This window comes from Streptomyces zagrosensis (assembly GCF_014203645.1).
GTDB lineage: Bacteria > Actinomycetota > Actinomycetes > Streptomycetales > Streptomycetaceae > Streptomyces > Streptomyces zagrosensis.
In genome coordinates, this window is record NZ_JACHJL010000008.1 from 1 (window position 1) to 19,857 (window position 19,857).

Annotated in this window: 17 protein-coding genes and 2 pseudogenes; 5 read left to right on the forward strand and 14 right to left on the reverse strand. The window is 66.3% G+C overall.

Annotation, left to right across the window (positions count from 1 at the left end):
• From FHS42_RS16410 to FHS42_RS16420, 3 genes are all read right to left on the reverse strand, one after another.
• Positions 1 to 1,505, reverse strand: a 1,505-nt coding sequence (locus tag FHS42_RS16410) for an amino acid adenylation domain-containing protein (protein ID WP_184572988.1), incomplete at its 3' end; no start/stop codon positions are given.
• A 338-nt stretch (positions 1,506 to 1,843) separates the two neighbouring features.
• The gene (locus FHS42_RS16415; RefSeq protein WP_184572989.1) at positions 1,844 to 2,446 is read right to left on the reverse strand and encodes a response regulator transcription factor; all 603 of its coding nucleotides are present in this window, start codon (positions 2,444 to 2,446) and stop codon (positions 1,844 to 1,846) included.
• Positions 2,447 to 2,687: 241 nt separating this feature from the next.
• Positions 2,688 to 4,064, reverse strand: a complete 1,377-nt coding sequence (locus FHS42_RS16420) for an MFS transporter (protein WP_312866908.1) — start codon at positions 4,062 to 4,064, stop codon at positions 2,688 to 2,690.
• A gap of 204 nt (positions 4,065 to 4,268) precedes the next feature.
• Here FHS42_RS16420 and FHS42_RS16425 point away from each other — a divergent pair, with 204 nt between their 5' ends.
• From FHS42_RS16425 to FHS42_RS16440, 4 genes are all read left to right on the forward strand, one after another.
• Complete coding sequence (locus FHS42_RS16425) at positions 4,269 to 4,988, forward strand: TetR/AcrR family transcriptional regulator (RefSeq protein ID WP_184572990.1); 720 nt, start codon at positions 4,269 to 4,271, stop codon at positions 4,986 to 4,988.
• Between the two features lie 790 nt (positions 4,989 to 5,778).
• Positions 5,779 to 6,849 (forward strand): ketoacyl-ACP synthase III family protein, encoded by a 1,071-nt coding sequence (locus FHS42_RS16430; RefSeq protein WP_184572991.1) that lies wholly within the window; start codon positions 5,779 to 5,781, stop codon positions 6,847 to 6,849.
• Positions 6,850 to 7,106: 257 nt separating this feature from the next.
• Positions 7,107 to 7,367, forward strand: a complete 261-nt coding sequence (locus FHS42_RS16435; RefSeq protein WP_221476584.1) for an aldo/keto reductase — start codon at positions 7,107 to 7,109, stop codon at positions 7,365 to 7,367.
• 21 nt (positions 7,368 to 7,388) lie between these two features.
• Positions 7,389 to 8,318, forward strand: a complete 930-nt coding sequence (locus FHS42_RS16440; protein WP_246494919.1) for an alpha/beta hydrolase — start codon at positions 7,389 to 7,391, stop codon at positions 8,316 to 8,318.
• Between the two features lie 640 nt (positions 8,319 to 8,958).
• Here the strand turns inward: FHS42_RS16440 and FHS42_RS16445 are convergent.
• The 4 genes and pseudogenes from FHS42_RS16445 to FHS42_RS16460 form a co-directional block, all read right to left on the reverse strand.
• A pseudogene (locus FHS42_RS16445) lies at positions 8,959 to 9,871 on the reverse strand (IS982 family transposase).
• Between the two features lie 54 nt (positions 9,872 to 9,925).
• A complete protein-coding gene (locus tag FHS42_RS16450; protein WP_184572993.1) occupies positions 9,926 to 10,189 on the reverse strand; it encodes a hypothetical protein in 264 nt (87 codons plus the stop codon).
• 123 nt (positions 10,190 to 10,312) lie between these two features.
• A pseudogene (locus FHS42_RS39115) lies at positions 10,313 to 11,162 on the reverse strand (chlorinating enzyme).
• A 574-nt stretch (positions 11,163 to 11,736) separates the two neighbouring features.
• On the reverse strand, positions 11,737 to 14,100 hold the full coding sequence (locus FHS42_RS16460) for a pyridoxal-dependent decarboxylase (protein WP_246494901.1): 2,364 nt from the start codon (positions 14,098 to 14,100) through the stop codon (positions 11,737 to 11,739).
• A 695-nt stretch (positions 14,101 to 14,795) separates the two neighbouring features.
• On the opposite strand from FHS42_RS16460, the gene FHS42_RS36230 reads away from it, so the two are divergent.
• Entirely contained in the window at positions 14,796 to 14,954 is a 159-nt protein-coding gene (locus FHS42_RS36230) for a hypothetical protein (RefSeq protein WP_221476585.1), read from the forward strand.
• Positions 14,955 to 15,159: 205 nt separating this feature from the next.
• Here FHS42_RS36230 and FHS42_RS16470 read toward each other — a convergent pair whose 3' ends face one another.
• From FHS42_RS16470 to FHS42_RS16500, 7 genes are read right to left on the reverse strand one after another with little or no spacing between them, the layout of a single operon-like run.
• The gene (locus FHS42_RS16470) at positions 15,160 to 15,843 is read right to left on the reverse strand and encodes a 4'-phosphopantetheinyl transferase superfamily protein (protein WP_184572994.1); all 684 of its coding nucleotides are present in this window, start codon (positions 15,841 to 15,843) and stop codon (positions 15,160 to 15,162) included.
• Positions 15,773 to 16,027, reverse strand: coding sequence for an acyl carrier protein (locus tag FHS42_RS16475; protein ID WP_184572995.1), 255 nt, complete (start codon positions 16,025 to 16,027; stop codon positions 15,773 to 15,775). Before FHS42_RS16475 ends, FHS42_RS16470 begins: the two co-directional genes overlap by 71 nt.
• Entirely contained in the window at positions 16,020 to 16,892 is an 873-nt protein-coding gene (locus tag FHS42_RS16480) for an alpha/beta fold hydrolase (protein ID WP_184572996.1), read from the reverse strand. The genes FHS42_RS16475 and FHS42_RS16480 overlap by 8 nt, the downstream gene beginning before the upstream one ends.
• Complete coding sequence (locus FHS42_RS16485; protein WP_184572997.1) at positions 16,882 to 17,883, reverse strand: NAD(P)H-dependent flavin oxidoreductase; 1,002 nt, start codon at positions 17,881 to 17,883, stop codon at positions 16,882 to 16,884. Before FHS42_RS16485 ends, FHS42_RS16480 begins: the two co-directional genes overlap by 11 nt.
• On the reverse strand, positions 17,883 to 18,701 hold the full coding sequence (locus FHS42_RS16490) for a class-II aminoacyl-tRNA synthetase family protein (protein WP_184572998.1): 819 nt from the start codon (positions 18,699 to 18,701) through the stop codon (positions 17,883 to 17,885). Before FHS42_RS16490 ends, FHS42_RS16485 begins: the two co-directional genes overlap by 1 nt.
• 5 nt (positions 18,702 to 18,706) lie before the next feature.
• Positions 18,707 to 18,955, reverse strand: coding sequence for a phosphopantetheine-binding protein (locus FHS42_RS16495; RefSeq protein ID WP_184572999.1), 249 nt, complete (start codon positions 18,953 to 18,955; stop codon positions 18,707 to 18,709).
• Positions 18,952 to 19,830 carry a diiron oxygenase gene (locus FHS42_RS16500; protein ID WP_184573000.1) on the reverse strand — a complete coding sequence of 293 codons (879 nt, stop codon included), beginning with the start codon at positions 19,828 to 19,830 and terminating at the stop codon, positions 18,952 to 18,954. The genes FHS42_RS16495 and FHS42_RS16500 overlap by 4 nt, the downstream gene beginning before the upstream one ends.
• Positions 19,831 to 19,857 lie beyond the last annotated feature (27 nt).

Below are 19,857 nucleotides of genomic sequence, written 5' to 3' on the forward strand. Positions count from 1 at the left end.
ACAAACGACGACGGCACCATGTACCCCGGCAAACGACCCGCCGCAAACTCCCGCAACTCACCCGCCAACACCAGCCACCGCTGCTCCCGACTGCGTGCCATCGGGCGCACATACGCCACCAAGCGCTTGTCCAAATCTCCGTATTCGCGGGCGACGATCACGCTTTGCCGGACGGCAGGGTGACTGGAGAGTGTCGCCTCGACCTCGCCGAGTTCGATTCGGTGGCCGCGCACCTTGACTTGGTGGTCAATGCGACCGAGAAACTCCAGGGCACCGCTGTTTCGTCGCTTCACCAGGTCGCCAGTACGGTACATCCTCTCCCCAAGGCGGAAGGGATTGGGGACGAAGGCCCGCTCCATTTCTCCGGGGCGATTGACATAGCCGCGCGCCAACGCCACGCCGGATATGCACAGTTCGCCGGGGGTGTCGAAAGGGGCGAGCGTGCCGTTCTCGGTCACCACGTAGAAGGCGACACCGGCGATCGGCTCGCCCAAAGGGACCGTGTGCACGTCAGAAAGGTCGACCTGGGAAAGGTCCTGAGTCGACACGTAGATGGTTGCTTCGGTGGGGCCGTACAGATTGATGCCCTTGGCACAACGGTCACGGATCCAGGTGGCCAGATCGGCGGGCAGCGCCTCGCCGCCAGACAGCGCGGTGAACAGCCCGGGCGGCCGCCAGTCTGATTCCCGCAGAATCTGCCAAGTGACTGGTGTGGCCTGCATGACGGTGGCGCCATTGGCGGCGATGAGTCGCCCCAGACGCTCCGCGTCGTTCACGGAATCCTGAGGAATGACGGAAATGCGGGCCCCGGACAGCAGGGGCACCAGGTAGTCAATCAGCGACACATCAAATGCCGGGCTGACGACGCTGGTGAAGACATCCCGGTCGCCAAGGTGCAGCAGGTCGGCGAGGTGCAGCGTGAAGTTGAGCAGCGATCGGTGGGTTACCTGGACCCCTTTGGGGCTACCGGTCGAGCCCGAGGTATATATCGTGTATGCGAGATCATCGGCGGCCGGGCGGAGTGAATTCGGCCGTGCGGATCGATCGGTCGGCTCGAGCGGTGCGTCGAGGGCAATGACGTCGGGGACGGCCGCCGCGAAAGTGCTCGCGAGATCCGAGTGGGTCAGCAGGACCGCGCTGCCGCAGTCGCGGAGTATGAACTCGATCCGTTCGGCGGGAAAGGCGGGATCCAGCGGTACGTATACCGCTCCTGCCATCCAGATCCCGAGCAGCGCCGCGACGGTGTCGGTGGAGCGGGGCAGCATCACGGGGACCACGTGCCCGGGCCGCACCCCGACGCCCGCGAGCCCGTCGGCTATCGCCTCCGCACGCTGCCAGAGCTCGGCGTAGGAAAGTGCCTGTGCGTCTCCGCAGTTAATCGCCGCAGCATCGGGATGTGCTGCGAGCCGATCGCCGATCAGGTTAAGGACGGCCCCGGAAAAGCCGGTGACATGCCCTTCAGTACGAGATGGGTTTCCCTGACGTGAATTGCTCGAAGCGGACATTTTGGACCCAATTCTGGACGCAGGGCAAGAGTCGGCAGATGCATAGCTGAGCGAGGTCTAGTCTTATTAGAAACATACATCGGATGCATCGACCAGCCCCGCCTGAATACCCGCGTTCAACTGCTCCGGTATGGACAGTTGAACGTCCGCTTCAAGGCACGGAGAACGGCGAAGGCGGCTGCGGGACGCAGTTTCATCCCCCGCAGGGGGTCTGGGTCAAGCCCGCCCAAGCAAAGTAAGTCGCTTTGCCGCACTCGTCGGCTGGTTACATGCTCCCGGTCGCCCCGCCCCTCTGCCTCTGCCCCCATGCCTCCAAGCGGCAGAGGTGATGTCGGCGGTTAGATCCAGCGTGAATCCCTGGCCATGCGCAACGCGTCGATCCGGTTGCGCGCCCCGAGTTTTGCCACCATGGAGGAGAGATAGTTGCGCACTGTTCCCTGAGAAAGATGCATTCGCGCCGCTATTTCGACAACGGTGTCACCTCGGGCGACATTTTCGAGTACAGAGAACTCGCGTGCGCTGAGCGGGCAGTCGCTGTTGCTCAGGGCTGCCACGGTCAGCTCCGCGTCGAAGACCCGCTCGCCCTGGTGCACTCGGTGGATGGCTTCGACGAATTGGCGCGGCGACACGCTGCGTTCCACGATGCCGGCTATCCCGGCAGCGAAGGCTTGGCGAATGACCGACCGTGTCACCGCCCTGGCGAGGAGCATGCTCCGACAACCCATGCCCGCGATCTTCTCGGCGACCGCGATCGCGTCACTGCCCCCGCTCTCGTAGCTGATGACCGACACATCCGGCCGCTGCGTCTCGGCGAATTTCAGTGCGGCGACGTTGCTTTCCGCGGGCCCGACGACCCGGACCTCATCGTGTCTCTCCAGCAGTGCGGCCAGCGCGAAGCGGGACAGATACAGGTCATCAGCCACCAAGACATCAATTCCCATGCAAGCCTCCTTGTAGTTCCTCGGCGCTCGTCATTGTGGGCAGCTCGACTGGGTGAAGTATGGATGCCTTCTATATGGCGGCTTGTGACCGGCGTGATGCGACGCCCTCCTCGCTGTTCGCCATGCGCCGATCGACGGCGCGAGGTCGGCTCTGTCCACCGGTGATGACACACGAACGCGGCCCCTGTCCACGATCGGCGCTTCGAGAAGCCTGATCGCCAGGGACCGCATCCGTCCGAGTTCAGCGGGTTGAGCGCGCCTCGCCGGCCGTGTCCCGGCCGGGGCGGGGCAGGACGAATATCGCGACGGCAGCTGCGGCGGCCATGATCACGGCGCCGACCATCATGCCGAGCGCGTACCCGTCGGCGAGAGCGCCGGGGGTGGCCGCGTCACCGCTGCGATCGTGGGCGACAGTGCCGAGGGCGGCGAGGCCGAGCGAGGCACCGATCTGACGCGTGCTGTTGAGCATGCCGGAGGCGACACCCGCCTCGTGGGGCGCGACGCCCCCGGTGGCGATGGAGACGGCCGGCGCAAGGCACATGCCTATGCCGACGCTGGTGACGACGGACGGACCGAGGACGTCGACCAGGAACGAGCCGTCGGAACGGATCAGGCCGAACCAGGCGAAACCGAGCGCGGACAGCGTGCCACCGGTGATCAGCATGCTCCGGGGGGCGAACTTGTAGCCGAACTTGACGGCGAGGGTGGAGCCGACGACCACGCCCAGCATGAACGGCAGGAACTCGGCTCCGGTGCGGGCCGGGCTGCCGCCGAGCACCCGCTGGAGGTAGAGGGAGACAAAATACAGGGCCGAGGCCATGGCGCCGCCGAACAACAGCATGTAGAGGTTGGCGCCCACGACCGAGCGTTTGGTGAACAGACCGAGGCGGATCAGCGGGTCGCGCTTGGTGGTCCGCTCGACCTGGATGAACGCGGCCAGCAGGGCGACGGCGGCCGTCAGGGTGATCAGTGTGGTATCCGAGGTCCACGGGTGCTGATCGGTGCGGACGACACCGAACACGAGCAGGGCCGTACCCGCCGCGCCCAGCACGGCGCCCAGCACGTCCGGGCGGCCGCGGCGCGCGGCCGGGGGGTCCTGGGCGATGCCGCGCCAGGCCAGAGCCAGCGCGAAGGCGGCCATCGGCAGGTTGATATACATCACCCACTGCCAGCCCGCGTACTGGGTGAGCAGTCCGCCGACCAGGACGCCGACGGCGCCACCGGACGCGTTCATCGCGCTCCACAGGCCGAAAGCCTTCACGCGTTCCTTGCCGCCGGGGAAGGTCGAGGCCAGCAGCGCCAGCGCGGCCGGCGCGAGCGCGGCGGCCCCGATGCCTTGCGCGGCGCGGGCCGCCACCAGTTGGCCCGGGGACTGCGCTAGGCCGCCGACGAGGGACGCAAGGCCGAACAGGACGAGTCCGAGCAGCATCACGCGCCTGTGCCCATACCGGTCGGCGATCTTGCCGCCGAGCAACAGCAGCCCGCCGAAGGCGAGGGCGTAGGCGTGGATCACCCAGGTCAGGCCCACTTCTCCGAAGCCCAAGCCGCTGCCGATCTCGGGGAGTCCGACGTTCACCACCGTCAGGTCGAGCGACACCATGAACTGCACGACGGACACCGAGGCCAGGGTGATTCCGGGCCGCGCTCCGGTTCCGACGCTCGCCTTCTCACCCGCTACTGGCGTGCTTGCCACCACAACACAACCTCTCTGTCCCTCGCACCACCGAAATTTCGGAACGCGTTCTGAAATTAGCAGCGAGGTGGTCGGGCTGTCGACTGCACAGGTCGTACGGCGGGTGTCGTGGCGAGGCATGATGGGACGATGTCCCGCTCCACCGAACCGCACCGCCGTGTCGGCCGCCCTCCCGTCACCTCCCGTGCGCAGATCCTGACCGCAGCCCGCGGCCTCATCGACGAGGTCGGCTGGGAGAAACTCACGATCCGCCGCCTCGCGTCCGAGATCGGCGTCGGGGCGACGACCCTGTACCACCACGTACGGGACAAGGAAGAGCTGCTGTTCCTGCTGATCTACGAGTACGCGGAACAGATCCCGCACCCCGAGCTGCCGAGCGAGCCGCGGGAGCGCATCATCACGGCCGCCGTCGCGCTCCACGACGGCCTGGCCGCATGGCCCTGGGCGGCGGAAGTCCTCACCACCGACGGATTCATCGCCCGGCTCGGCGACTCGTTCCTATGGCTGGTCGAGACGATCCTGGCCGGAGCCGTCAGCGCCGGATGCCCCCCGGAACAGTCCGTCCAGATCTTCCGCAGCATCTGGTACTACACAGCCGGCGAGATCGTCGTGCGCGCGCACACCCGCCACCGCAAGATGAACGAACAGGACCCCACCCACCTCAACGCCTACTTCGGCAACGCCGACGGCCCGCTCCGGCACCCGCACCTGGCCGCCATCGCCGACCGGTGGGCGACACTGGCCGGGCAGGACACCTTCGCGCAGGGGCTCCGTGCCTTCGTCGACGGCCTGCTCGTGCAGTCCCTGACGAAGAAGACATCGGGAGCACCGAATTCGGAGTCGAACTGACCGTTCAACTGTCTTCCGTGGGCAGTTGAACATTCGGGCACGGCCGTCGTGAACGTAACGAATCACGTCTCACATTCCACCCGCGCACACCCCACGTGCATCACGCACAGCGTTCCGTGAACCCTCGCGCATTCGTATGGGTGATCCAGTTTCGCGCGCCCGCGCCCGAACTCGAGACTTGGAGCCGAAACGATTTGGCCGCCTTGCCCGTTGAGGGCACGTAATCGAGCCGGGAGATGTGCGACGGCTGTCGCCTGCCGCGTAGGAGGCGGTGTGGCACGGTCAACTTCTGGTGCCAGTGTGGTGAATTGGGGGAACTGGAAGCCTTGGGGCTGTCAGCCCGCCGCCCGTCAGGCGGTGGATGAGCAGCCGGTAATCCGCCGCCAGGCGGAGAAGCGTTCGGTCATTTCGTGCCGGCCCTTGTGGATCTTGCAGCTCTTCTGCGCTGCAAGATCCACGAAGGTGTCGTTCGTCCCGTCAGCATTTCCCGTCGCCGCTACCGCTTGCCCCGTGCCCCGCCTAGAAACCCTGGGTGAGACTGCCGCGCACCATATCACGTCCGGTCGGATCGCTGGCGATCACTCTGAGGACCGTCTCACAGGTGCCCACGCCCAAGTTGACTATGCCACCGGAAGTCATGAGAAATACATCTGTGAGAGATCGGGGTGGGCGTTTTAACGTGACCGCGTCCCGATGAACCTCCGCGATCCGATCCTCGGATCGCACAGCATGATCGCGCTCACCACAACCATTACCAGACGAGCATTGAACTCGGAGGAAGAATTAGACAATGAGTATCCCTGTCTATATCGCGTCGGCTGCGGCCTGGATTCCGCCTGCGGAATCGGCAGCGGAAGCAGTGGCTGCCGGCAACTACTCTGCCGACGACAACGCCACCAACAAAATACCCTGCCTGCCGGTGGCCTCGGATGAGATATCGGTTCCGGACATGGGAGCGATCGCAGGGCGAAAGGCCCTCGATCGGGCCGCAGCTGTGGTCGGCGACCAGGTCGATCTGATCCTGCATGCATCGATATACCACCAAGGCCGCGACCACCACTGGAATTCGGCTCCCTACATCCAGCGCGAGCTGGGCGTTACCGGCGCCTTCGCCCTGAACGTGGAGGGGATGTCGAACGGAGGCATGGCGGCGGTCGATCTGGCGATGGCCCAGCTCGAAGCCGGCCGGGGGACGAGCGCTCTGATCACCACCGCGGACCGGTTCTGTCCGCCCGGGTTCGACCGGTGGCGGGGTTCGTACGGCATCGTCTTCGGCGACGGCTCCACGGCGCTGGTCCTCTCCACGACCGGCGGTTTCGCCCGCATCCATGCCATCGCGTCGGCCACCGACGCCTCCCTGGAACCGCTGCACCGGGGCATCGTCCCGTTCACCAACGCGTACGGGGTGGTCGTCGACGAGAATCTGCGTACTCCCAAGAAGTCGTATCTGGAGGAGGTCGGGGCGGAGTCGGTGCTGCAGCGCGCCGAAAAGACGCTGATGAGCGTCGTCTCCAAGGTGCTCGGCCGGACCGGACACAAGCTCGACGACTTCGCCAAAATCCTGCTGCCCAACATGGGGCACATGATGATGGAGGACCAGTTCCTCAAGCCGCTGGGCATCTCGGCCGAGCGCACGCTGTGGAACTGGGGCCGATACGCGGGGCACTTGGGCGCAGGCGACCTGGCCGCGGCTACGGCACGCCTGGTGGAGAAGAAGGAAGTCAGCCAGGGCGACCTCGTGCTCCTGATCGGTACCGGCGGCGGCTACTCGGTGACCGTGGCAGTACTGGAGATCGAGTCGGTGCCGGAGTGGCCCGAGGCAACCACGGACTTCGTCCTACCCGCCGACGTCACGCAATGAGTGCGCCCGGGCCTGTGCCTCAGCACCTGTCGGCGCTACTCACCACCGGGTCGTACGTCCCGGACCGTGTGGTGTCCCACGCCGGAGCCGGTACGCCCGCCGGGGTCAGCGACGCCCGAGTGGGAGCCCATGCCGCTCGCCCGCGACGACCCAGGCGTCGGCGTGGCGGTGCGGAGCCCGCCGCGATCGACTGACCGGGAAGATCCGCCGCGGTCGCGCCGCTCCTCGACGAGGAGCGGCTCTACGGCCTGGTCGGCTTGCTCGTTGGCATCGCCGCGCAGACCGACCGGACCGTGCTTCAAGCGGCGCTGAACTGGCTGCTGACCCGGCCGACCGTGGCTGCGGTCATCAGCGGTGCCCGCAACGAGGAACAGCTGTGGGACGCTCTTGGTGCGGTCGGCTGGCAGCTAGACCTCGCACAGCTGTCCCGGCTCGGCAAGGCGGGTTCGCCGCCATGCCCACTCCCCATGTACAGCCGGCTGCGCGGATTCAAACCGTCGAACCCTCCGCTGGTGTGACACAAGGAGAGCCCCTTGGCCATGGACCGTTTCATCCGCGCCCTGATCCAGTGGCAGACCGCCGATCGACCGGCACCGGCGCGCACCCTCACCGTGGAACAGGTGCGCCGCCGATACGCCGCCCACGCGACCCGTGGCCGCAACGGTGCCGCGCCCCCGGAAGTCGCCAAGACCGCGGACCAGCAGATCGACGGCGGCGACGGCACGTTCGGTGTCCGTACGTATCTGCCGGCCACCGACCGCGGCCGCCTCGTGACCTATCTGCACGGCGGCGGCTGGACGGTCGGCGACATCGACACCCACGACCCGGTCTGCCGGCGCATCGCCTCCGCACTCGGCGCGGCCGTCGTCTCCGTCGACTACCGCCGCGCGCCGGAACACCCGCACCCCGGCCCACTCAACGACGGTATCGCAGCAGCTGAATGGGCGGACCGGGCCTTCCCCGGTCGCGACCATGTGATCGCCGGGGATAGCGCGGGCGGGGCCCTGGCCCTGGGCATCGCGTTGCACCGCCGCGATCACGGCTGTGCGGCGTTCGCCGCACAGCTGTTGGTCTACCCACCGGCCGATCCGTCTCTACTGTCGGAGTCCACCCGCCGGTACGGGACGGGCTACCTGTCGGAACTCGACGACCTGTACTGGTACTACGACCAATACCTGCCGGATTTGGAGTCCCGCACAGACCCGGCGATCGACCTGCTCAACGCCGACCTCCGAGGACTGCCGCCCACGGTGATCGGCACCGCCGAATTCGATCCGCTACACGACGACGGTGTCGAACTGGCGGCCCGCATGGCCGCCAGTGGCGTTGACGTACAGCACATTCCCGCTGCCGGCCTGGTTCACGGATATCTACTCATGGCCGACCTCGTCCCCGCCGCCGCGGCGGTGACGAGGGATGTACTGGCGGCAGTGGAAAGGAAGTTGACCTCGCCACCCATGGCGCATTGACGGGCCGATCGTCGCGTCCACGACCTCACACCTCTCGAAGCCGAGATCTGGAGATCCGCTCGTGGCCGTCACCGGACCGGTATTTGACCGTGGACGTGCACACCCTTGCAGACGCCCTGCTACTGCAGCGAGGAGCAGTCCAACGACACCACCCACGTCTTCCTACGCAACAGCGAGGAAGCAAACGAGTCGCTCGTCTACGGGCCGACTCCCTGCCGATGCCGATATGCGGGCCGCCGCGTTCGCCGTCGCGGGACTCTCGGACCGAAACGCGGTGCTGTTGTACCCGTCCGGCCTGGAGTGCGTACAGACCCTTCCGGGGGGGGTGGCACGATGGGTCGGATGAGCCTGCCCCGACGCTCCCCCGGTGCCCGTATCCTCGGCATCGGCGCGTACCGGCCGACCCGGGTGGTGAGCAACGATAAGATCTGCGCCCACAATGACTCCAGCGACCCATGGATACGCCGCGGTCCAGCATCGAGAGCAGACGGTTCGCAGGCCCTAACGAGACGGTCGTCTCCATGACTGCCGAGGCGGCCCGCAAGACGATGGCCTAAGCGGGCGTCCAGCCGAGCGAGGTCGGTATGGTCCTAGATGAATGAGTCCAAGGGGTGTCGTCGCGGTCAGTGATCGTAGGCGGTCAGTGATCGTAGGCGGTCAGTGACCGCATAATCGGTTGTCCGGTTTTGTCGTTGTGCCAGATTGCTGCTGTGAGCGCGAGGATTCGGCACAGGACGCGGGCCGCCGCCCGGCCGGGCTCTTGCCTCGGTGTCGTTCCAGGTCGAGCTGTCCTTTGAGGGTCTGGTTGATCGATTCGATGACCTGCCGCAGTGGTTTGAATAGGTGTGCCCCGGCCCGCTTGGCTTCCTCTTTGCGGGCCGGCCGTAGCAACTGGAGGTGACGGTCGGCGAGGTCGTGCTCGAACTCGCGGCCGTAGTAGTTTTTGTCCGCGATGATCGTCTGGCCGCGATGTGCGGCTGCGACGTCGGGCGCGGCGTCGAGCATGTCGCGCAACGTCTCGCGCTCGTCGGCCTTCGCACCGGTGAGAGCGAACAGGATCGGCGGTCCGTCGAGCGTGCACACCAGATGCAGCCGCAGCCCCCAAAAATAGCGTGAGTGCGACGCGCAGTAGTCGTACTGGGCCCAGCCTGCCAGGTCCGGGCGCCTGGCCGTCTCCCGCGAGCAGCCGCAGCCGACCGGGGTGGAGTCGAGCAGCCACACGTCGTCGCTCCACAGCGAGGTGTCCGCCGCCAGAATCCGGATCGTGCTGGTGAGCAGCCACGACGCGGCGCGCAGCCGCTTGTTGTAGCCGGACTGCTGAGGTACGCGGGAAACAGGTGGCCGAAGTTGCGCTCGACGCGGCGCAGCCAGCGCCGCTCGGAGGTGTAGCCGAGCAGCGCCGACATGACCGCGAGCGTGACCAGTTGGGCGTCACTGAGCGTGGGCGTGGTCCCGACGGCAGGCCGCCGCGGGGCCAGCCACGGCGAAGCCTTCAACTCGTCGACGATCCGGGCGTAGAGTGCCGTTGCGAGGGTGTCCAGGTCTGTCTTCACACACTGACATTGGACGCCCTCGTCTCATGTCCGCAGGCCATCCCTTGGACTCATTCATCTAGAGAAGGCGGCGTGGAGGTGGCCGACCTCGCCGCCTTCGTCCCCCACCAGGCCAACGCCCGCATCATCGACGCCGCCAAATCCCTGGGGCATCGCCTCGCACACGGTCGTCGCCAAGGACGTCGTCAACGCCGGGAACGCCTCCGCCGCGTCGATCCTGTTGGCCCTCGACCACTTGCCGTCCCACGGTGCGGTTGCCAGTGTCCACTTGGCCCTCCTCGGGCCCACCGACGGCGTCGCGCGTCGTGTCAGGCCCACGCGCCGGCACCGTTGCGGCGCCGGGGAGGGTGATCTCTGGTGGTGTGTTCGGCGATCCAATTGTGGCCGGATTCCTCTCTGCCGCTGACCAGCACCGCCCCTAAAGGGCGAAGCTCGCCCTCCCTACTTCTCGACCTCGGAGACACCGGGATAGACCTGAACGGATGTGGGCACGTAGCGTGCCGAGAAGCCCATGCGCATGTCCCTGGTCCAGTCGGCATGCGTGCACGAAGCGTGCATGAGCGTCGACCAGGCCATGACGAACTGCCCGGCCCGCATCTCCAGGGACACGGCCTTCGACTCGTCCGGCTCCCAGGCCGGGTCGGTCTGCAGCTCGCGGTAGTCGTAACCGAAGAAGCCGCGCCTGACGCCGTTCTTCACCACAGAAATGTTTCTGTCGGGGCCGTAGCGCATCTGCTTGGTCTCGTCGTAGGACATGGTGCGTGCCGGGGATGAACTGCAGGCAGCCCGTCTCGACGGTGGCGTCGCAAAACGCGCACCACATGGAAAGGGTGCTGCCGAGAGCGGCCCTCTGCGGCCATTGGATCTGGGGCCGCCGGCCGCATGCACCGGCGGAAGTGCAGGTCTGGTGCCAATCCGTCCCCTCGTTCCTCGGGTACTTGGGGAAGAAGTCGGTGCGCCAGCGCAGCACGTCCGTGCCCAGGACGGAAGCGACCCGGTCAACGATGTGCGGCTGCGTGATGACATCTGCGAGGAAGGCGTTGCCGAGGTGCCGGTCGTAGTTGGACAGGTTCGCCGCCCCCGATTCACCGGCTGCTTCCCGGTACACCGCACCGCTCCGATCCCTGAGGTCCTGGCGGGTCCGGGGCCACTCCCGCTTCATCTCGCCAGGCTCGTACATGGTGAAGGGCCCGCGTATTCGTTCCGGTGGAACTCCGCCACCTCGACGGCGGAGAGCCGGCAGTCGTGCTGTTGAGCGGAGATATCTCTCCTCAATGATGGCTCTGGGCATCTCGGGGGCTCAAGCCGGCTGCGGAGATCAAGGGGTCAACATGTGGAAAGCACGTGGATCACCTGTGCCGTCCTGGGTTGACAAGCCCCGGGACCCCGCCAAGTGGCCCCGGTCAGAGAACGGATGTCGGCTGCGGGGTCGCGTGCTCCCGCGACGGTATCGCCTGTTCGACCGACACTGGTGCCGCGACCGAAACCAGCTTTGGACTTCCCTGCCGCGCCTCTCTCCCTCCGCCAGGCGGGCGGGCGTAGCGCTCGTGCGGCGCCGAGCGAAGCCACAGCGTGTATGCAATCCCGCCCACCGCCCCTACCCCAATCAGCTACGACAAGGCGCCCGCTACCGGGTTGTCCGTACCGGTCATGGTTTCGAAGTTGCTCACGACGAGGAACGTGGCCACGGCGAGCACGACGCAAGGCCGCCCGCATCCGCAGCGACCTTGTCGAACGCGGTCGTGCCCGACTCCCGGCCAGCAGCATCACGTCCGGCTCGGTCAGGACGAAACGACAGGGTTACAACCCGTAGAGCCGTAGCCCCGTCACCTCAAAGGTCATTGCGATGTTGACCCGCCGCCATGTCAGCCACCGGTTCGGTCGGTTGAGCCGCTCGCACCCCCGCCGGTGGTGGTCTTTGCGGACGAGGCCAAAGGAAAAGCGCCTGGCTGTCGCAGCTCACCGATGAGTTCGTCGACGCGTTGCCTGGTGAGGTGGCGCATCGCATACAGGTGGACATAGGTGCGCGCGGTGCCGTCGACGTACACGGTTTCGCTGGAGAGGGAGTAGCGGCGGACGATGTCGGCGTGAGGCTGGCGAAACCGTACTGTCAGCGACTGCGGGCTGCGTGCCACCCACAGGCCCTGGCCTAACTGCTCCTGCAAAACGAGCAGTTGCTCGTGCATGTAGGCAGCAAGCCCGTCACACTCGGCCGCGAGCCAGGCCTGGTCATCGTAAGAGTGATGGGCCAGATAGTCCCACATCAGCAGCGAGGAGAAGCCGTTGCGGGAGCCCGCGAAGGTGGTGTCGGCGGCGCCGATGTACTCCGATGACTTGGGCGGGGCCATCTGCAGCCCGGTGCGGGTCATGAACACTCCGCACGCCCACGGTGTCCCCATCCATTTGTGGCCGCTCATAGTCAGTGAGTGCACGTCGGAGATCCGGAAGTCAAAGGTCGGCGGTGCATGCTCCACCATGCCGGCGTCCCGGGCCATCTCCAGGTAGGGCGCGTAACCGGCTCCGAGCGCCCCGTCGACGTGCAGCCAGTAGCCCGACCGCTCGTCATAGTCGCTGTTCTCGCCGCATCCGCGGTAGACGCGCCGGTTGTCAAGGTTGTATTCGGCGCAGATGCTGCGCACCGTGCAGGCGACCGCCTCGACGTCGTCGTATGCGCCTTTGAAGGTGGACCCGTAGTTGAGGCTGACCAAGACTGGGTGGCCTCGACTGGCGAAGAACCGCACCAGGACAGCGAGTTGGTCGATGTCAATGGCGCCGTGATCGCCGGAAGGCACCTCCCGCGGCCAGGGGGTTCCCGGTGCGAGAGGGTTTTCGTCGGGGTAGCACGTGGAGCCCAGGGTGTGGAAGGTGTCGATGTCCAGCGCCCGCACGGCTTTGGTCAGCGAATAGTGGGTGTCCTCAGAGAAGAACGCCACCGGATGGAAGGCGTGCGGGCCCCCGCCGCGCAGTGCCTGCTCGAAGGTCACCTTGCCCGGCTTGCGGTGGTGCGTGCGCAGGAGCTTGCCCGACAGGTAGTCCCGTGCGTTCCACAGGCCGTACAGGTTCCCTTCACTGGAGCCCATGGTCAGGACATAGCCCCAGTACGACTCGGGGTCCTCCGGGTTGTGCGGCCACTTCGCGTGCCACAGCGAGGCGAAGTAGTCGAGTACGGCTCGCTCGAGCACCTTGGAGTTGAGCGTGTACGAGCTGGATTGGTAGGGGTCTCCGACGTTGTTGAGGTGCCGGTTGAGATAGTGCCCCAGGCGCTCTTCGTAATCGAGAGCGCTGGTGACCTGGTAACCGGCGAAGTTGCGCGTCTGGGCGTCTATGTGACTGCGAAACAGTGCCTCTGCCTCGGTGTACTGCTCCGCATCCAGTCCGGTGGGCGGCAACTGCACCTTGTGATGGGGCACTTCGGGAACACCAGTGTAGGCCGCCCGCGGATCGGAGGACGGCGGGGTGCCGTAGGGGCGGCCACCACCAACCCGTAGGCCGCTAAAGGTCTTCTGCCACGGTGTGTCTTCAGGACCGAAGGGTATATCTGCATGCGTTTCGGCATCACGAGCCATTGTTGCTGGTCCTTTCACTGCGCGGTTCCCGGGCCGAGCCGGAGTCGCTGCGCTGCTCGGGCGAGGCTGTCCAGAAGGGTCCCCGGCCGGGGCGTTGGGCGGGGCGGTGGGCGGCGGCGTCGGCACGGATGCGCCGCCCAGGCGCGCGTACCGGTCCGGGCGGGCCGAGCGCAACCAGGAGGCAAGGGCGACACCGGGGCCGCCGACAAGCAACAAGAGCCACTGCAAGGCGGTGATGACGGGCTCGGTGGTACCGGTCAGCACATCGAAGTTCGACACCACCAAAAGCGACGTGGTGATCAGCCCGAGGGCACCCAGCGCGGGCGCGATGACGACCTGCCAACGACGCTCACGCCGGCGACGGAAGTAGCTGATCACGGCCGCCGGGGGCAAGGCCTGCAGCAGGATGATGTCGAGGGCGCCAAGGCCCAGCATGCTGGTCGACATGTTCCCGTACGGGTCGAGCACCGCGGCCGCAAACAAGATGACTGCCACTGCGCTGAAGACGGACTGGATGACACTGGCCCGGTGCACGGAGCCGTGCCCCGCGTGCGTGGTATGGAGGTTGCCCAGCAGCAGCCCGTAGCGGCGCAGGACGTATCTGCACCGCTTGGCGGCTTTGTGCAGCACCAGCCAGGCGGCGAACAGGCTGGCGCACAGCAAGACTCGCATGGTGGTGGTGGCCGGGTGCTTCAGGTAGCTGTCGCTGAGCAGGAAGAACAGATCGCCGAGGTGACCTTCTTGGGCGCGTACCCGCTCGGGTCCCAGCGCGCCGACGGCGACCCAGCCAGTCAGGGCGTAAGGACAAGGCGACCGTCAGCACGGCGACGACGGTGGCGCGGGGCACACTGCGGTGTGGTGCCTTGGACTCTTCGCCATACAGGGCGGCCGATTCGAAGCCGAGGAAGGAAGCGAAGCCGAACATCACGCAGACGCCGAGCCCGGGGGCGAGCACTTCATCGGGGGCAAAGGAGGCGGATGAAAGAGCCGCGGCGCCGAGGCGGGCCAAGATGGCGATCTCACACGCTATGCAGATGGACAGCAGCCGGGCGCTGGGCTCGGCCTCTCGGTGGCCGAGCATTCCGACCAGGAGCAAGCCGAGTCCCGCCGATATCTGCCAGGGCAGGTCAAAACCGTGAGCTGCGGCCACACTCTGGGTGAAGTAGGCGAAGGCGCTGAGAACCCCGACCGTGGCGGCGTTGCAGGCAAGCACCGCGAGCAGTCCGGAGCCGGTCGCCACACGACGTCCGCGGCCGTGCGCGATGTGGGGGTAGAAGCCGCCCATGTGACTGATCCGCCATGGGATGGCGGCATAATCGACGGAGAAGCACAGCAGGGTCAGGCCCGCAAACAGGAACATGGCTGGCACACCGCTACCGAAGGCGAAGACGAGCGGGACGGTGAACACCATCGCGGCCAGGGGGGCGGCTGCGGCGATGACGAACACGATCTTCGAGGGGATCAGCGTGCGCTGGAAGCGCGCGCTCTCCTCGCGCGGGGGCGTGGTGGTCATGTAGATCTCCAGATGAGGGCAACAGCCCGGAACCAAGCGGAAGGTCGCGCTCGTATGAGGGCGAGTGGGCAGAAGAATCGAGGCGTCAGGTCAGCCGGAGGATCTCGACGGCTTCCGGCAGCCGGAGGTCTGAAACGGCGTTCTTCCGCCGCCTTCCTCATGGCCGCCCCGTACGGTCGGCAGATCCGTCATCTGGGCCACGACATCGCTCAATGTGTGCGTCGGGACCTCCCATCCCATGAACCCCCACGCCGTATCGCCACGGCGAACGAAAGATCCGCCTCCGAGCGAATCCACAGAGGCACCGATTCGCCGCGGTACGTCGCGATCAACGCGCCGTCGGACTGGCTGAGGTCGATCTGCCAGAAAAGAAACTCCCCCAACGTGCCAATGTGATTCATCGCCTTGAATGCGGCCTCCTTGGCGGCGAACAGGTCGCGCGCGGTGTAGTGCCCGATCGGGGCGAGCAGCAGGCGCCGCTCCTGTTCGCGCAGGAAGAACGCGGCCACACGAGGGGTCATGACCGTGGGCTCGATGTCGACGCCGACCGTCTCGGCACCGGGGACCACCGCGGCGATCGCGAGCCGACCGGTGTGGGAGATCGAACCGGCGAATCCTTGGGGAAAGAGCGGCCTGCCGTCTCGGGCCCGTGGCACCGTACGCTCGATCGACCCGGCCGCGGCCAGTGCCGCGGCGGCCGCACGACGACCGGCCGTGAATTGCTCGGCCGGTCCGTGGGGCGGCGGTACCGGAGACGTCTCCATCGACATCTCCGGTACCACGCCCCAGGGCACGGCCTGCTCAATAAACACCGTGAGGGTTTCAGTCGCGCAGCGCCGCGACGTGGCCTGCCAGCGATTCGATCGAGCGCAACGCCTCCGGCGGGACGTCATCGTCCCACTCGAATCCGAACGCGTCTTCCATCGCGACCAGCAGAGCGACCAGCGCGGTGGAAGGGAGCCCGGCCTCGCGGAGCGACACAGCATCGTGCACTCCGTCGACGAAGGAGGGGCCGCCGAACACATCGACCAGCAGCTCGCGAATCTGCTGCCGTGCCTTCACCACGGTGTCAGGCATTCGCTTCTGCTTCGTCGATGAACTTCCGTACGAGTTCCTGGAAGCCTTCGGGGTCGTCGAGGAAGGGCACGTGTCCGGCCTTCGGCATGATCTCGCAGCGGCCGTTGGGGAACAGCGCGGCCAGCTCGTGGCCCGCCGTCGGGCTGAGCAGAATGTCGTCGTCACCCAGGGTGATCAGCGTCGGCATCTGGATGCGGGTCAGCAACGCGGGGTTGGAGTCGCCTTGCTGAGCCAGCGTCAGACCGTTAATGAGCTCCTCGGGCGTCGACATGGCCAAGAAGCTCTCTCGAAGGCCGAGGAAGCCCGCCGAGCCGTAGTCCTCGTTCATCTGCGTGCTGACGAACTCGGGGTACATGTGGCTGAACAGGATGGGTACGCCATGGTCGTTCAATGTCCGCACCCATGACCGCTGGAGCATCCGGTGACGCCGCATTCCCTGCGGGCCCAGGACCGGTCCGGCCAACACAAGGCCTCGGACCCGGTCCGGGTAGGCGAGGGCCACATCACGGGCGAGTTGGGTGGAGGCCGACGAGGCGAGCAGGTATGTCGAGTCGATCTCCAGCCCGTCGAGCAGCCCGATCAGGTCCGTCGCGTGCTCCTCCCAGGTCGGCTCCTGCTCCAGACGCGTGGAGTGGCCGTGATTGCACAGGTCGTAGCTCACCACGCGGTAGTGCTTGGCGAGTTCGCCGGTGTAGTCCCGCCAGAACGGGGCGGTGAAGAAGAAGTTGTTGAGCGTCGTGATGGCAACGCCGTCGCCTGTGGACTCGCAGTAGAGTTCGATGTCCGCCCTGGTGCGTACCCGTGGCGCGTCCTCGCGATAACTCAGGTCGTGGTAATACTCATCCTGCGCTGCGTCAGCCGACATAACTTTCCACCCGCTCTTTGGTCTTGTAGGCTTCGGGCCCCGGGAGGACCCGCGCGAATGTGGCGACGACATCGGCCGCCGAGACTTCGTCGGAGATCGCACCGCAGGACCGGCCGCAGTACAGCGCCATCTCCTCGATGCGGCCGCTGGTCGCCTCGGTGGGCACCGCCGCGCTGAAGCGTGGCACCAGGTACGGCTTGCCCTCGACCACCGTCTTGCCGATGAACTTTGCGGGCTGCCCCGGGTCGGTGGTGACGGTCGTGGCGAGCACGCGGTGCCGCCGGCCCGGCCACCCGATCGCGTACACGTCGGTGATCACGGTGTCGGTCTCGTCTGCGCCGGTCACCGCCGACTTGAAACGGGCGTGGGCCCGAGACTCGTGGGCGACGACGAAGGCGGTGCCAAGAAGCACCCCGTCGGCACCGGCGGCCAGTGCCCGTTCGGCCTCCTCGGGCGAGCCGATGCCGCCCGAGGCGACCAGACAGGTGTCGGGCAACAGTGCCCGCAGTGCGGCCACCAGGTCGTCACGTCGCGACGTACCAAGAAGGTGGCCACCCGCCTCGATGCCCTGGGCCACCACCACCGCGCCGTGCGCAGCCGCGTGCGCCCCGCTCTCGGCCGTCCCGATCTGGACCACCGTCTGCCGCCCCGCCGCGGCCACCCGCTCGAACACCGCGTCGTCGGGCATCCCGAAGAAGGACAGATGCACGCGCTCCGGTGTCTCGTTAAGCACCTGTGCCACTTGCCGATCGAGCTCCTCTGGCCCGACCACCTCCGGAATCAGGTTGACGCCGACAGGCCGATCGGTACCTGCGGTCAACCGGTCGAGCATGGCTGACAGCGCACCGCCGACCAGCTTGTAGCCGCCCACACAGCCGACCGCCCCTGCGTTGGACACCGCGCAGGCCAACTCCGTGCCCGCGACACCGCCCATACCCGACTGCAGCAGGCTCACGTCCAGGCCGAACGCCCCTGCCAACGTGGTGCGCATCAGCTCAGGCTCTCGACTGCAGACACCGCGGCATCGGCGCTGCCGAACCGCTCGGTCAGGGTGTACACCCAGCGCTCCAGGCCGAAGGCCAGGCAACTCGTGTGCGCCGTGTCGTCGCCGGCCTGGATCGCACACCGCTCGCCAAAAAAGTTCCGATGATAGTTGACCGAGCCGATTGCAAGCCCGCCGACGACGAACTCCTCCTTCACCGGGAACAGGCGCTGCATCTTGGCCTTGCCGCCGTTCTCGTCGAAGAACGGATCGGTGGCGACCTCAAGTCGAAGGTCTAGCCCGAGCTGGGCGCACAGGGAGATCACTTCCTCTTTGGCCCGGATCAGATGACTCTTGGCCGTCTCCCCCGGTCCGACGCAGACGATCTCACGCATGGAGAAGCCGAGCAGGCGCTGCAGGCCCTGGTAGTGGTCCTCGTTGCGGAAGCACGTGCCGACCGTGGTCCGCAGCACGCCATCGGCGGGCAGCACGGACCCGGCCAGGTCAAGGTAGATGGAGTAGCAGGCGGCCGAGGGCAGCGCGAACGCGCTTGCCTCCATGACCTCGGTCGGCATCTGCTCGACCGGCCGGGGCGGCTGCTTCAGCAGAGCGCCAAGGCGCTCCGGGTCGAGCCGGGTCGCGGCAAGCCCCAGATGCGGAAAGTTGTCGTAGTAACCGAAGTTGTCGAGGTCCTGGCACCGCATCAGGAAAGGGAACCGGAACTCCGGAGCCTGCCAGTCGTCGGCCAGGCGCAGGAACGCCGCATCGATCGCTCGAAACAACCTCAGCTGGCTGCCGTCGAGGACTCCAAGGCCGTTGTCGGTCACTGTCGTCAGCATGCGGCTTCCTTCGTAAAGAATCGGGTCTCGAGCGCCTTGAGGGTGCGGAAGTCGTCTAGGTTCAGGTCCTCGGGATCGATGGATTCACCGGTCAACTCCTCAAGCAGAAAGATGAACTCGATGAACGCGAGGGAGTTGATGGCCCGGCTGTCGATCAGGTCCAAGTCGTTGGAAAGACCGTCGAGCTTGGGGTTGCGGCCGATGATGAACTCGCGGACCGCCTGCATCGGTTCGGTCGTCATTTGATGATCTCCCTGCCCGCTCCCGCCTTGGAAAGGAACCTCCGCGTCCGCTTCAGCACGCGATCGTGCGCCTCCACCCGCGCGGGGTGTGCCAGGGCACGCCGCCTCAGCGCCAACGCGTCGGGGATGGCCGCGTCCCGGTAGGCGGCCGGGTTGTAGAGAGTGCTGATGCTGTACTGCAGGTAGTTCTCGAGGTACTCGGCGACCACCGGTACCTCGTCCGGGTCTCGCTTGGCCACCTGGGCGAGCAGATTAGTGAAGATCATCCGGCCGAACGCGACATGTCGGCTCTCATCCTGGTGATGCACCCGGTTGATCTCCCGGACGATGTGCGGCAGCGACTGGTCGGTCGCCATGTTCGCGTTGTAGTAGTCGACGATCTCCTCGAAGATCAGGATGCGCGCGAACACAATCAACTCACGGGCCACCGATGAGAAATGGTCCCCCGAATCGGCCTTCAGCGCCGGCTGGGCCGGGTAGAGCTTGCCGCCGTAACGAAGACAGAACTGCGCGAAGAACCACATGTGTTCGTTTTCCTCACCAATGAAGTGGTGCAGGAACTCCGAGACATTCGCGTACGTATGCTCGTGGATGCGCATCACGACTTCGCTCATCAACTCACGGATGCCGTGGATGTTGAGGCTGAAGAAATTGATCGCCTCGAACCTGGTGAGCGTAATCTGCTGCTCGCGGGTCAACTCGTCCCACATGGGCGTGCCGGCAAGAGTGGTCAGATTCTCGGACATCCACGGCAGCTCGGACTCGATGGCATCAGGCCACTCGAACATCGTGTACGGGTTGTAATAACCGGACTCGGCCAGGTTCTCCAGCCGACCCAGGTCGAGCACAACCGGTTCTATGTCACGTACCGCCATTCAAACTTGTCCTTCCAAACGGAGTGG

Coding starts and splice junctions, on each gene's coding strand:
- FHS42_RS16440 (WP_246494919.1), top strand. CDS start 7,389: ATGGACCGTTTCATCCGCGCCCTGATCCAGTGGCAGACCGCCGATCGA.
- FHS42_RS16430 (WP_184572991.1), top strand. CDS start 5,779: ATGAGTATCCCTGTCTATATCGCGTCGGCTGCGGCCTGGATTCCGCCT.
- FHS42_RS16485 (WP_184572997.1), bottom strand. CDS start 17,883: ATGCGCACCACGTTGGCAGGGGCGTTCGGCCTGGACGTGAGCCTGCTG.
- FHS42_RS16475 (WP_184572995.1), bottom strand. CDS start 16,027: ATGCCTGACACCGTGGTGAAGGCACGGCAGCAGATTCGCGAGCTGCTG.
- FHS42_RS36230 (WP_221476585.1), top strand. CDS start 14,796: ATGGCTGGCACACCGCTACCGAAGGCGAAGACGAGCGGGACGGTGAAC.
- FHS42_RS16480 (WP_184572996.1), bottom strand. CDS start 16,892: ATGTCGGCTGACGCAGCGCAGGATGAGTATTACCACGACCTGAGTTAT.
- FHS42_RS16495 (WP_184572999.1), bottom strand. CDS start 18,955: ATGACGACCGAACCGATGCAGGCGGTCCGCGAGTTCATCATCGGCCGC.
- FHS42_RS16425 (WP_184572990.1), top strand. CDS start 4,269: ATGTCCCGCTCCACCGAACCGCACCGCCGTGTCGGCCGCCCTCCCGTC.
- FHS42_RS16500 (WP_184573000.1), bottom strand. CDS start 19,830: ATGGCGGTACGTGACATAGAACCGGTTGTGCTCGACCTGGGTCGGCTG.
- FHS42_RS16415 (WP_184572989.1), bottom strand. CDS start 2,446: ATGGGAATTGATGTCTTGGTGGCTGATGACCTGTATCTGTCCCGCTTC.
- FHS42_RS16470 (WP_184572994.1), bottom strand. CDS start 15,843: ATGACGTCCCGCCGGAGGCGTTGCGCTCGATCGAATCGCTGGCAGGCC.